The 11,020-nt window shown below is 40.3% G+C and carries 17 protein-coding genes and 1 pseudogene; 8 read left to right on the top strand and 10 right to left on the bottom strand.

From position 1 onward, the window contains the following. Positions 1-6 precede the first annotated feature (6 nt). A complete protein-coding gene (locus AC1F2U_RS19900) occupies positions 7-255 on the bottom strand; it encodes a hypothetical protein (protein ID WP_480262660.1) in 249 nt (82 codons plus the stop codon). 116 nt (positions 256-371) lie between these two features. On the opposite strand from AC1F2U_RS19900, the gene AC1F2U_RS19905 reads away from it, so the two are divergent. Together AC1F2U_RS19905 and AC1F2U_RS19910 are read left to right on the top strand one after the other, a co-directional pair. Next, positions 372-1,193 (top strand): YbjN domain-containing protein, encoded by an 822-nt coding sequence (locus AC1F2U_RS19905; RefSeq protein ID WP_480262661.1) that lies wholly within the window; start codon positions 372-374, stop codon positions 1,191-1,193. 21 nt (positions 1,194-1,214) lie between these two features. After that, positions 1,215-1,499 carry a YbjN domain-containing protein gene (locus AC1F2U_RS19910; RefSeq protein ID WP_480262727.1) on the top strand — a complete coding sequence of 95 codons (285 nt, stop codon included), beginning with the start codon at positions 1,215-1,217 and terminating at the stop codon, positions 1,497-1,499. 377 nt (positions 1,500-1,876) lie between these two features. Here AC1F2U_RS19910 and ilvN read toward each other — a convergent pair whose 3' ends face one another. Further along, positions 1,877-2,395: an acetolactate synthase small subunit gene (gene ilvN, locus AC1F2U_RS19915; protein ID WP_322663226.1), complete on the bottom strand. Its 519-nt coding sequence runs from the start codon at positions 2,393-2,395 to the stop codon at positions 1,877-1,879. Between the two features lie 270 nt (positions 2,396-2,665). Between ilvN and AC1F2U_RS19920 the strand changes: the two genes are divergently transcribed. Next, positions 2,666-3,031, top strand: coding sequence for a BON domain-containing protein (locus tag AC1F2U_RS19920; protein WP_480262662.1), 366 nt, complete (start codon positions 2,666-2,668; stop codon positions 3,029-3,031). Positions 3,032-3,066: 35 nt separating this feature from the next. Here AC1F2U_RS19920 and AC1F2U_RS19925 read toward each other — a convergent pair whose 3' ends face one another. Then, positions 3,067-4,020, bottom strand: coding sequence for an alpha/beta fold hydrolase (locus tag AC1F2U_RS19925; RefSeq protein WP_480262663.1), 954 nt, complete (start codon positions 4,018-4,020; stop codon positions 3,067-3,069). 178 nt (positions 4,021-4,198) lie between these two features. Next, positions 4,199-5,218 carry a (S)-8-amino-7-oxononanoate synthase BioU gene (gene bioU, locus AC1F2U_RS19930; protein WP_480262664.1) on the bottom strand — a complete coding sequence of 340 codons (1,020 nt, stop codon included), beginning with the start codon at positions 5,216-5,218 and terminating at the stop codon, positions 4,199-4,201. 186 nt (positions 5,219-5,404) lie between these two features. On the opposite strand from bioU, the pseudogene AC1F2U_RS19935 reads away from it, so the two are divergent. The 3 genes and pseudogenes from AC1F2U_RS19935 to AC1F2U_RS19945 form a co-directional block, all read left to right on the top strand. Further along, positions 5,405-5,494: pseudogene (locus AC1F2U_RS19935) on the top strand (toxin-antitoxin system HicB family antitoxin); the annotation flags it as partial. Between the two features lie 78 nt (positions 5,495-5,572). Continuing rightward, the gene (locus tag AC1F2U_RS19940) at positions 5,573-5,788 is read left to right on the top strand and encodes a hypothetical protein (RefSeq protein WP_480262665.1); all 216 of its coding nucleotides are present in this window, start codon (positions 5,573-5,575) and stop codon (positions 5,786-5,788) included. Positions 5,789-5,899: 111 nt separating this feature from the next. Then, positions 5,900-6,067 (top strand): hypothetical protein, encoded by a 168-nt coding sequence (locus AC1F2U_RS19945; RefSeq protein ID WP_480262666.1) that lies wholly within the window; start codon positions 5,900-5,902, stop codon positions 6,065-6,067. A gap of 109 nt (positions 6,068-6,176) precedes the next feature. Here the strand turns inward: AC1F2U_RS19945 and gloA2 are convergent, their stop codons facing one another. The 4 genes from gloA2 to AC1F2U_RS19965 all read right to left on the bottom strand — a co-directional run bounded on the left by gloA2 (position 6,177) and on the right by AC1F2U_RS19965 (position 7,850). Beyond that, entirely contained in the window at positions 6,177-6,563 is a 387-nt protein-coding gene (gene gloA2 / locus AC1F2U_RS19950) for an SMU1112c/YaeR family gloxylase I-like metalloprotein (protein ID WP_335178606.1), read from the bottom strand. A gap of 236 nt (positions 6,564-6,799) precedes the next feature. After that, positions 6,800-7,165 carry a type II toxin-antitoxin system RelE/ParE family toxin gene (locus AC1F2U_RS19955; protein ID WP_335178608.1) on the bottom strand — a complete coding sequence of 122 codons (366 nt, stop codon included), beginning with the start codon at positions 7,163-7,165 and terminating at the stop codon, positions 6,800-6,802. Then, the gene (locus AC1F2U_RS19960) at positions 7,158-7,403 is read right to left on the bottom strand and encodes a type II toxin-antitoxin system RelN family antitoxin (RefSeq protein ID WP_099101546.1); all 246 of its coding nucleotides are present in this window, start codon (positions 7,401-7,403) and stop codon (positions 7,158-7,160) included. Before AC1F2U_RS19960 ends, AC1F2U_RS19955 begins: the two co-directional genes overlap by 8 nt. Positions 7,404-7,451: 48 nt before the next feature. Then, entirely contained in the window at positions 7,452-7,850 is a 399-nt protein-coding gene (locus AC1F2U_RS19965; protein ID WP_480262667.1) for a hypothetical protein, read from the bottom strand. Between the two features lie 129 nt (positions 7,851-7,979). On the opposite strand from AC1F2U_RS19965, the gene AC1F2U_RS19970 reads away from it, so the two are divergent. Further along, positions 7,980-8,201 carry a DUF433 domain-containing protein gene (locus tag AC1F2U_RS19970; RefSeq protein WP_334880257.1) on the top strand — a complete coding sequence of 74 codons (222 nt, stop codon included), beginning with the start codon at positions 7,980-7,982 and terminating at the stop codon, positions 8,199-8,201. A 276-nt stretch (positions 8,202-8,477) separates the two neighbouring features. Then, positions 8,478-9,119, top strand: coding sequence for a type I restriction endonuclease subunit R (locus AC1F2U_RS19975; RefSeq protein WP_480262668.1), 642 nt, complete (start codon positions 8,478-8,480; stop codon positions 9,117-9,119). 69 nt (positions 9,120-9,188) lie between these two features. Here the strand turns inward: AC1F2U_RS19975 and AC1F2U_RS19980 are convergent, their stop codons facing one another. Beyond that, on the bottom strand, positions 9,189-10,124 hold the full coding sequence (locus AC1F2U_RS19980) for a DUF4238 domain-containing protein (RefSeq protein WP_323204502.1): 936 nt from the start codon (positions 10,122-10,124) through the stop codon (positions 9,189-9,191). 670 nt (positions 10,125-10,794) lie between these two features. Then, positions 10,795-10,932, bottom strand: coding sequence for a hypothetical protein (locus AC1F2U_RS19985; protein WP_480262669.1), 138 nt, complete (start codon positions 10,930-10,932; stop codon positions 10,795-10,797). Between the last annotated feature and the right edge of the window lie 88 nt (positions 10,933-11,020).

Genomic DNA, 11,020 nt, shown 5'->3' on the forward strand with positions numbered 1-11,020 from the left:
CTCATACTAACTTGGCAGTGGTATAAGGTGTAGGGCGATCGGCCCTTCTGGTCTTATATATTTAGTCCAAAAGCCTCGGTTAATCTGAGTTATAATTCTGACGACTGGTTGAATTGCAATTCTATGAAAGCTACTAAAACCATTGATGCATCTGTAACGTTGCCAATCCAAAGCACATAATTCAGAAAATAGATGAGTTAGGGTTGCAATATTGAACCCAAGTTGATACAGAAATTTGGCAGATGTTAAAGCCAAAAGAAGCCCAAGAGTATAAGGTATTTTCAATATTCACGCTATCGAGCGACAATGCTAAAAATTCAAGCCGCAGTGCCTTTCAAGTTGTCGCCAATCCAAGCAGAAATTTATAGGATATGGTAACTGAAAATCATCAATTAGACACCGAACTAACCCTACACGACTCCTCCCAAACACCCCTAACCGTTCGCGCGATCGCACTCACTCTCACCACACAAGACGACGAACTCATTGCGTGTCGCCTCACCTTCCAAGTTAACCCGCAAATCTACCAACGCATCGACACGGAAGCATTATTCAATCTCAAAGCAGATGCGCGTAACCCCCTATCATCTAGGAAATTCTTCAGCGAACCAGACATTACAATCGAAACCAGCCTGAAACCCGATTTATTACCACTCCTTGCAGAACACGCCATCAACATTGATGAAACTGCAAAATATATCCTGAATTTAAGCCAAGAACAACCCGATAACCAAATCCTCTTCACCGAAAGTTGGTTGGGTTTATCTGTTAAACAGCAACAAGAATCAGGCGAAATCGGCTATCGTACTCTTTGGTCTTATATTAGCCCAGAAAATATTTCTCAAATAAGCACTTCTGGAGAAGGAATTACTGAATGTATCATCAACTTTTTTAAAGATTGGACTGAGGCGAATCTATCTGTCAAAACTCAAAAATCTGCTACTAAAATGCTGGAAGGAATCGATAAATTTTTGACAGAATTAAATAATATTAACCCAGATAATCTTACACAAAAAATAGAGGCAAATTTTCCCTCATCTTCTAGAGATGGTAGTATTTTTGAAGCAATAATCAATTTCTTCACAGTTGATGATTGGCCTTTCGTGCAACTTTCAGGGCAACCATCTTTACAAATACCGTTTCAAGGCGAAAATGGCAGATGGAATTGTTACGCTAGAGCCAGAAATGAATAAAATCAATTCGTTTTTTACTCAATTTGTCCAGTCAATGCACCAGAAGATAAGCGGCTGGCTGTAGCAGAGTTTTTAACTAGAGCTAATTCTGGCATGATGATCGGCAACTTTGAGCTAGACTTTACCGACGGCGAGATTAGCTACAAAACTAGTATTGATGTCGAAGGTGATAGACTCAGTTTTGCCCTCATTCAACGAGTGGTTTACGCCAATGTGACGATGATGGATGAATACCTGCCAGGGATTATGTCTGTGATTTATGGTAATATCTCATCAGAAGAAGCGATCGCCAAAATTGAAGGGTAGTTGGATATAAATACTGCATAGGTTTTGCCTAAAAAATAAAAATGTGTAGGTTGGGTTGAGGAACGAAACCCAACATTTTGCGGGGTTTGTTGGGTTTCGCAAAGCTTCAACCCAACCTACCAATATTCTTAACTGAGCAGTATTGAATTAGATATTTCTTTTTTTGCTAGTCCTTAAACCAATACGCTTGGGTTAAGGCTAAAATCCTTTGCCAAAGTCAATTTTTTTAACGAACCGCCAAGGACGCAAAGGACGCAAAGAGAAGGAAGAAACGCTTAACTGAACTGTATTGATCCCTAAGCAGAAGTCATAGTAACAATTGCCACTATGACTTCTGCTGCGGTTGAGTATTTCTGAGTCTTGATTTAAATTCGCAACTAAACCTTTGCTTCCAAAGATTTGAGTAACTCGGTATTCACGCCTGACTCACGAGTCAGGGCAATTTTGCCAGTACGGGCGATTTCTTTCAAACCAAATTTTTGTAATACTTGCACGATCGCTACCAATTTACCTGGATCTCCCACAACTTCTAAAGTGAGAGAATCTTCTGCCACGTCCACGACTCGCGCCCGGAAAATCTGAGACAATTCGATCACTTCTGAGCGATTGCTGGTACTAGCATTCACCTTCAAAAGCATCAATTCCCGCTCTACACAAGGAGTTTCAGTAATATCCTGGACTTTTAGGACATTGACTAACTTGTACAGTTGCTTGGTGAGTTGCTCGATCACGCGATCGTCACCAGGGACAACCATTGTAATTCGGGAGACTCCTCCTTGTTCGGCAGGACCAACAGCAAGGCTTTCAATATTAAAGCCGCGACGCGCAAATAAACTAGAAATGCGGGAAAGAACACCCGCCTCATCTTCTACGAGAACTGAAAGGGTATGTTTCATCTTCGCCAACAGAGGCTAGAGCAGGAATTGAGTAACGCAGATACTAGCTAAGGGCAATGCTAGACCTACTACCGCACTAAATTTTCAGTGCGACCTCCTATTGTAAACTTAAGCGTTGCACTCATTGCATTCTCAATTGAGAAATTGTTTAGAAATCCTACCGCAAGCAAAAATTTCGTTGAATGTATATCTTTTTGTTGGCAGATGCAGCGTTTGTTGCAAACCTTTTATACTCAGATTTGAGAAGCCTCTAATAGGAGACAAGTTTTTATGGGTTGGCTACAAAGATTGTTTGGAATGGAAAAACCTCAAAATGCAGAAGTAAATCCGGCTCCCCAGGCTGTACAGCAAGCTCCTAGTAGTGATGTCGCTGCTGCTACGCAATCAATACCTCCAGAACGTCTAGGATTAAGCGGAGAATATGACCAAAGTGGTTTAGCAAAGCGGGTAGCGTTGGCATTTGATGAAGATCCCCAACTCGATGATGTTAATACCCTTTGGGTTGCTCAGACGGGTAGCACTGTGGTGTTGAAAGGTAAAGTTCCCAGTCAAGAAATTCTCAACAAAATGGTTTCTGTGGCGCGTTCTGTAAGTGGTGCTACAGATGTTGACACTAACCAGGCGACGATTGGCTAGTTACTGATGATGCGATCGCTCCCATTGCATAATATTTAGGGAACAACCAATGGTTGGCGATGCCTGCGGCGGGCTTCGCCTACGCCAATCCATCTCTCAATCCAATCTAATATCGCTTGGTTAACTTGTTCTGGACATTCATCATGGGGACAATGCCCTACATCCTCCAGATTCAGCAGTTCCAACTTCTCGTTATATTGGGCAAATTGGCTAGCTAGTGCTGGCGGAACAAACCGGTCTTTTTGTCCCCAAATTAAAAGCATCGGAATTGTTAAGGTTGGTAATACTGTCTTGACACTGGGACTAAAATTAATTCCGATCGCAGCTTTGAACAAAGCACTAAACGCCCTCGCAGAACCCCGGTCTTGGGGAGGCCCTGCTAAAATTTCGATCAGCTCATCGGTAATCGCCTCTGGGTTAGCGTAGGCGAGACTAGCCCAGCGACGCAGCACCCCAGGACGGCGCACGAAGTTAAATACAGGTTTAAGTATCAACGGCGAAGCGACAACATTTTTAATTGCTGTGACGAGTGGGCGCAGCATAGGAGGAATTGCTTCTTGTTCTAATGACGGGTCGGGTAAACTCATCATCACCATACCCAGCACCATATCAGGATGGGTGGCGGCGGCGGCCATAGATATTAGTGAACCGTTGGAATTGCCTATTAATATCGCTGGTTGACGGATAAATGTTTTCCAGAAATCGTAAACTTGCTCAACCCAGAGTTCGATGCTGTAATTAGCTGCGGCTTTTTCAGAAGCGCCAAAACCCAACATATCTATGGCGTAAACTGTATGATACTCACCCAACACTTCTAAATTATGTCGCCAATGACCAATGGAAGCGCCAAAGCCATGTAACAGAATTAGCGGTGTTGTATTGGGGTGATTTTGGCTAGGGCGAATGTAAGTGTAGCGAGTTTGCCAGCCACGCCAAATCCAATCTCTTTGATTACCAACTCGTTCCTGCCAGTGTACCGTAGTGGTCACACTTACCTCCGATTTATCAGCACTGAAATACCATTATAAGAATTGGGCATTGGGTATGGGGAAGAGGCAGAGGGGCGGAGGGGCTGAGGAGCTGAGGGGCTGAGGGGAAAAACTTACTGCAACTTCTCTCCTCTGCTCCCCTGCTCCCCTGCTCCCCTGCTTCTTCCTCATTCCCTATTTACCTAACAAATTGAGGCATAATTTCGGCAGCGGTGAATATTCCATAGATGCCGCGTTGGTGCAATTGTCTGCCAGCTTTGAGATAGCCGAAAGCAGGGCCGCAGACATTTGCTGCCATGCTGGTTTCATCTCCCAGAGTAAATGTATGGGTAGAAATCTTTCCTTCAAAGGTACGTCCTGTTACCTTCACATTAGTGCTGAGAGGCTTTTTGGGATTGCGGGTATCAACTACACCACCAACTGTAACGCGATCGCGTCCCACTATCCCGGCTACTTCTAACATCACATCATCAGCGTGTTCCATATTTTTCAAGGTCAGCACACCATTAGTTTTATCTAGTAGTGCTTCTACTTCTGCGTCAGTCATCGCCCTCGCAGTTTCTACTGTGTAACCAGGCATGTGACCTATATCTTCCCGAACAGTGGCGCGGTAAGCTTCCCAGTTAGCAATTCCCACCCCAAAGGTAATTTCAACTTGATGAATTTCGGCGTAACTTTGGGCGGCTAAAGCTGCTGCTGCTGTTAATAGTCCAGGTGTAGCACCGCATCCTGTCATGTAGGTAATCCCGGCGGCTTGCAGTTCCTCTTTCATCGCTAGGAGTTGTTCTACAGCAGTGGTGCGTTTAATCGCATCTACTAGTACCCCGCGCCAACCAGATTTGATAAACTCCTTGGCGACATTGGGAATAAAGTCATTTGGCAGGTTGGGTAAAGCCAAAAAATACCCATCTACTTCAGCTATTTCGATTAAATCCTGAATACTTTGATTTGTTAATGTACCAATTGGCTCTAAATAACCCACCGAACCTTGGGACTGATAGGTGGCAATAGATTTTTCAGTATTTAAACCTTCAGCAGCATAAACGTAGCCTTTTTGATCTGCTGCTGCGACTAAAATCATTTCTCGTTTGCCAGCAACTACCTTGGCGGCTGCTTGTCCGAGTCCGCCGAAACCCAGTACTCCCACACGTATCGCTGGCGAAATATTTAGAGAATTTTTGATTTGTTCAGAATTCATAGTTAATTCGTTAAGTTGAATCAAAAGCCTTGATTATTCGGCATCTCAGCGTCCGGCTGGTAACTGGTGGCTGATGGCTGATAACTCAAAGCTATAGAGATTAATTATGATTCATTATCCTGGGTTCTTTAGCTGGATATTGCAAATATTTATCTACTAGCGATCGCTTTTGAGTTTTTTGACTGGGAATATACCAGATTTAAAGCAATGGCTGCAACTGGCAAGCGAGAGGAAGGCTTAAGAATACTGGTTAAACTTGACGCTCTGACAGAATAGAGTTTCTGGCGCGATGATGCAAACACTTATGGGAGCGATCGCTTAAAGTGGTATGAACTTGTTAACATTCTGAGCATTATGAAGCGCATTTGCACTACAGTTAATATTTTTACAATAACTTCATTATCTGCTTTTATATTTGCTACCACCACTACTTTATTGCTAGTGCAGACAGTCACAGCTAAACCAGTACAGACAAAAAAGCAAGTTAATCAACCAATACCATTCAACTCAAGAGTACGAATATATCCTGCAAATAATAGCTTACCAGCAAGCCGTTTGATGACGATTTAAAGTGTTATCAAAAAGTCTAGCAAGATGCAAATTAGAGAAGCAAAACTTACAAGATATGAGGAATTTGCAGCCAAAACAGGAGAGTATAAATAATCGATTTCTAACAACCGAATGGTGTGGATAGTGACTGGTTTTGTCCAAGGTGAGTTGAGAATGTCTAAAAGTAGAAGTGTTTGTACTGATAACGCTAAACTTGTAGAATTAACGGATGCTGAAACTGGCGATTCTTTTGGTAGAAGTATTTACTGTCCTCCAAATAACCAGATAAATTTTATGTAGTAAAGTTGACTGAGAATCAAAATAACTTGATTTCAGTAGATTGACAATTACAGTGGTGCGATCGCTTCATTATCTATAGTGATAACAAGTTCACCTTTCAGCAGTAATTTTAACGCTCATAAATTTCTAATGGTAAATTATCTGGGTCTTTAAAGAAAGTATATTTCTTGCCTGTAATTTCATCAACTCTGATATTTTCTACCTCTAACCCTTTTGATTTTAAATAAAAAACAGTTTCCTCTACATCATCAACTTGAAAAGCAAGATGTCTTAAACCACAAGACTCTGGTTTACTAGGTCGTTCTGGAGGATTGGGGAAAGAGAATAGTTCGATTTGAGTATTTTCTGCAACTTTTAAATCTAATTTATAAGAATTTCTGGCGGCGCGAAAAGTCTCTTGAATAATCGAAAATCCTAAAGTTTCGACATAAAATGCTTTGGAGCGATCGTAGTTAGAACAAATAATCGCTACATGATGAATGCCAGTGGTTTTCATGTGTACCTCTCAAACTAACAACCATTTACCTGTAGCACTTTTAGCCGAGTTTTGCTAGTTTTTGCAAGACAAGGGCTTTAGCAAGGTGCATCGCATCATTGAACTACCTAACAGCTATGAAACTGTTGTTTAATCAGGGATTACCAGCAATCGACAAAGATTTGGAATTTATAAAAGCTAAACTAAGTTAGCCGATGGTATCCGCCTATATTCTATGAGGTATTGTTCTATAAATTTTATTGGTCTTCAACTGCGCTTTGTTCATACTCAGTAATAATGCTCCTAATGTCATCTGCTGCCATATCAGCTTGTTCGGATTTAGTATAAATAGTGAGCAGAATAATCCCCATTGCTGTTTTAATGTAATAAATCAGACGGTAGCCACCACTTTTACCTTTTTGAACATCGCTATTTCGGACTCGTAGCTTAAAAACTGCATAACCAATTTTAGATATTTGATCTCCAGGTAACTCTCCCCGTTCAAGTTGTTCAATTACCGGTTGTATATCATTACGAATACTCCGATATTTCTTCGCGAGGGTGCGTATATTTCGGTTGAATGTTGGCGCGGTTTCAACTTGAATAAACGATTGCTCAGACATCTTCAAGTCCTTCCCAAAGTTGAGCCACGGGAATCGTTTGTCCGGTCATAGCTTCATGCCAAGCTTGACGAAAATCTTCTACAATCACTTTTTTAGATGGCTCATCTTCATCAATTTCTGCTGCTTCTGCGATCAGGACAATTACTTCAACACGACTGTTCTTATCAGTCATTAAGGGATGATCTAAAGTAAGTTGCCCATGCTCATCAATGGTTGCCATAACTTTAATTGCTTTCATGGGGATTCCAAAAGATATGGGATATAAAGGGGATTTTTCTACATCACATCAGCTAACTGAAACGTTGCGACTTGAGGCAAACTCCAGATTTTCATCGTTAAGAATTTGATTCGCTCTGATGCTGACTGACTGAATGCCACAGAAAGCAGTGATGAGTATACCAGAGTCTATGTACGTCTTTTTACGACTCACGGAATCTACCGCGACGTGCAGCAAGTTCAAGTTCAATTTCGTCTTCATTGAGAAGTTGCTTGCAATCCAGCAGCGATCGCTCGTTGTCGGATCGACCATAATTTTTTGGCTAAGGGTGTTTGTGGCACAAAATTCAGATTCGGCAGGTGTTGTTTCTGACTCAGATTTAAGTAGTTCAACAAACTCTAAAACTTTTTGTTGCTTTTGGGGTGTGAGTTCTCGCCAGTGTTCAAGTAGTTCAACTTCATTACCCATAAGTACAACACTCGTGAATGATTTTTCTATTTTAGTGGCACAAGCCTTATTTCCTGTTCCCTGCTATAAAATTTTGCTTGGAGTACAATCGTCTCTCATGGATTTTCATAAGGAGCTAGAGTTACTTCCATGAAATTAGATCGCATTACCAGCAATCCCAATCGCATGAATGGACAACCCTCTATTCGTAATCTTCGCCTTACCGTTCGTCGGGTGATTGAGTTATTAGCTACCTACCCTAATCGAGAAGAACTGCTTCAGGAGTTTCCCGAATTAGAAGATGAAGATATTCAGCAAGCCTTAATTTTTGCATCGTCTTACTTAAGTGATCGCTATTCCTGTGAGTCCTGATTTCTAGGCGATCGCCTCAATTATCTATCTGCTAAAGGCTTTGCGGTATGCGATCGCATTAACAATCTTTCTCCTCAAGGCGATCGCTAGTATTGTAAGTCTTGATTTCTAGGCGATCGCCTCAACAATCTATCTTTTAAAGGCGATCGCTATTCCTGTGAGTCGTGATTTTTAGGCGATCTCTCTTCTGCTCTTAATATATCGTATATTAGGTATTGGAGCCTAGATCAAATGTCTAGACTTTTAAACTTCATGTAATTACTACAAGATTTAACCGTGATTACAAATGCTAGTAGCCTTACCCTTGGCGCTCTCCGTCAAACTTTTGGCTTGAGACTCGACTCTAGCGATCGCTTTTTTGATGAATGGTTAAATAATGCGCCGACTCTAACCGAAGCGGAACTACAAGGACTAGATCGCCTCACTCGAAACTATACCTATCTCAGTCAAGAAGAACCACCTCTCGAAGAAATTGTTAAGCTTGTAGTTATATCACCATTGCTAGATTTAGCAGGTTTCTATCAGTTTCCTTTTTTGGTAAAAGCAGAAGTAAGTACCAATATCGAAGTTGCAGACGAAGCTAATGCTATTGCAGTTCAAGGCAGGATTGATATTTTGGTGATTCAAGATAGTTTTTGGATTTTGGTAATCGAGTCAAAGCCTGCAAGACTAGACGTTACGGCGGGAATTCCCCAAGCACTTACTTATTTGTTGAGCGCTCCCAACTTACAGTCAAGTTATTATGGAATGGTTACAAACGGAAGAGAAGTATTGTTTTTGAAATGCGATCGCCACCAAAATGTCCCTCAATATACTAGATCCCATACTTATCGGTTACTTGAAAATACATCAGAACGTATCCAAGTTTTGCAGGGACTTAAACAAATTGGGGCTTATATTGGCGATTTGAGGAGTTAGGCGATCGCTATTTCTGTGAGTCGTGATTTTTAGGCGATCGCACTTAACCTACAAGATTCAGTGATCGCACTAACCACTAACTTTTTTAGCTTCTTGATTTTTTTTATACATTTCAAGAAAAAGGTGTTTCCAAAAAGAATCTTCTAAATTTTGTATTTCAAAGTATTGTAATGGAGTATTTTTAAGATATTCTAAAGTTTCGTGATGTCTAGCAGCAACACGGCAACCATTATAACCTCCACCATTAATGAATTGTAGTTCATTAAGAAACCTAGAATCCAGTGGAGATAAATTACTGTCAATAGAATGAAATCTTAAGCAATTAGTTGGACTTATAGGAAAATAGAATTCAGGTTCCCAAACATTATATAAAACTGGGGAACCACTAATAACGTATTCATATTCTTTATTTAATGACTTTGGACTAATACTACTTAATGTTAAATTATTGAGTTTTTGGATTAAAAATTGAATATCTGTAAACAGATTAGCATGAATATTTTTAATCCAATCCTCTCCTAACATTTTATCTAAATATTTAAAATACGACCAACGCGGGTCATTTTTGAGGTCATCTAGAGAGATTTTTTTTTGCTTATCAAGATCATGGATTTCTTGTTTAAGTTCTAAATACTCTTTTTTGTAAACTTCAAAGATTTCAGAATACAAAATTGATTGATTTCTGATTCCGATACATCTAAGCCATTGAAACGCCATGAATTCATTGATTTTTTCTCGTTCCTGAAGGTTCAATTTTTCTACACCATTTTTAATAATTGAGGCTATTATAGATGGAGATTGAGCATCGATCTCTTTAAACCATGAATCATAATTTTCTTCATTAGTTGTGAAATATTTATTTTGTTCAAATGTTCTAGCTATGGGATTTGATTTTATTGTAAGTTGATTCTTGATGTGAAGAATGACAAATATTTTATTTTTCTTTTTTGATGAAGAAAAATTTCTGAGTACTGCCTGGGTTACGAAATGTTGATGATCTGTCATACATTAAAACACGATGTTTAGTTCAATTAATATTGAAACTTTAAAAAATCGATGGTGAGTGCGATCGCTGATCTTGTAGGGTGCATTAATGAAATGTAATGCACCTTTTGATTATTTGCAAGAGAATCAAATTTTGTGCGTTACGCTACACTAAAATACGCTACTCCTAAGACAATTTTAACACCTTAATCTGCGAGCTTTTTATGAGGTTAAAAGGCGATCGTTTATAGGAGATAGTCACGGTTGAGTCCGATTGAACGATGGACTAGGCGCACAATGAAACACGCCTAGTCGAATAGATTTTCAAGACCTGTGATTCTTGAAATGATCAAGCGAGTCAACAGTGTCGAGTGTTTCCAGAACCTTGCGGGTAAGCGGACCTATAACTTCGTTATCTCTGAGTTTAATTGCCTCAGCGATAGCTATGGCGAGCTTTGCTATAGTTTTATTGTCGAGAGTAATCTCGTTATTAGAGTGCATTGTGAATCTCACATACAGTTTAATTACTTTACCAAAGGTAAGCTATCGCAGATGTGATACTAAGTCAAGTGAGATCGCATCAACTACCAATCTCCTGAAGGCGATCGCGTAACATAGAATTATAACTGACTTAAAAACAGCAAATTATATGCTAGAAGCAAATATACGCGACAACCAAGAGCTTTCTCAGCTAATCCAACAAGCCAACTCTAAGAGGTTGTTTGAAAAGTGTCAGCTTGAGCCTTAAATGCAACTCAGAGAAGCGATCGCAAGTTCCACAACCGTCATTCTCTCGTTCAATTTCTCGATAGCTAGAGTAGTCAAACATACGTTGGATGACTTTTCAAACATCCTCTAAGCGAGAAGCGATCGCCTTAGTCCAAGAAGGGCAACCAAAAGCAGTGCTGTTAAGTTTC

The sequence above is a fragment of the Nostoc sp. LEGE 12454 genome (assembly GCF_056620565.1).

Coding starts and splice junctions, on each gene's coding strand:
- AC1F2U_RS19905 (WP_480262661.1), top strand. CDS start 372: ATGGTAACTGAAAATCATCAATTAGACACCGAACTAACCCTACACGAC.
- ilvN (WP_322663226.1), bottom strand. CDS start 2,395: ATGAAACATACCCTTTCAGTTCTCGTAGAAGATGAGGCGGGTGTTCTT.
- AC1F2U_RS19920 (WP_480262662.1), top strand. CDS start 2,666: ATGGGTTGGCTACAAAGATTGTTTGGAATGGAAAAACCTCAAAATGCA.
- bioU (WP_480262664.1), bottom strand. CDS start 5,218: ATGAATTCTGAACAAATCAAAAATTCTCTAAATATTTCGCCAGCGATA.
- AC1F2U_RS19940 (WP_480262665.1), top strand. CDS start 5,573: ATGAAGCGCATTTGCACTACAGTTAATATTTTTACAATAACTTCATTA.
- AC1F2U_RS19945 (WP_480262666.1), top strand. CDS start 5,900: ATGGTGTGGATAGTGACTGGTTTTGTCCAAGGTGAGTTGAGAATGTCT.
- gloA2 (WP_335178606.1), bottom strand. CDS start 6,563: ATGAAAACCACTGGCATTCATCATGTAGCGATTATTTGTTCTAACTAC.
- AC1F2U_RS19955 (WP_335178608.1), bottom strand. CDS start 7,165: ATGTCTGAGCAATCGTTTATTCAAGTTGAAACCGCGCCAACATTCAAC.
- AC1F2U_RS19960 (WP_099101546.1), bottom strand. CDS start 7,403: ATGAAAGCAATTAAAGTTATGGCAACCATTGATGAGCATGGGCAACTT.
- AC1F2U_RS19965 (WP_480262667.1), bottom strand. CDS start 7,850: ATGGGTAATGAAGTTGAACTACTTGAACACTGGCGAGAACTCACACCC.
- AC1F2U_RS19970 (WP_334880257.1), top strand. CDS start 7,980: ATGAAATTAGATCGCATTACCAGCAATCCCAATCGCATGAATGGACAA.
- AC1F2U_RS19980 (WP_323204502.1), bottom strand. CDS start 10,124: ATGACAGATCATCAACATTTCGTAACCCAGGCAGTACTCAGAAATTTT.
- AC1F2U_RS19985 (WP_480262669.1), bottom strand. CDS start 10,932: ATGTTTGACTACTCTAGCTATCGAGAAATTGAACGAGAGAATGACGGT.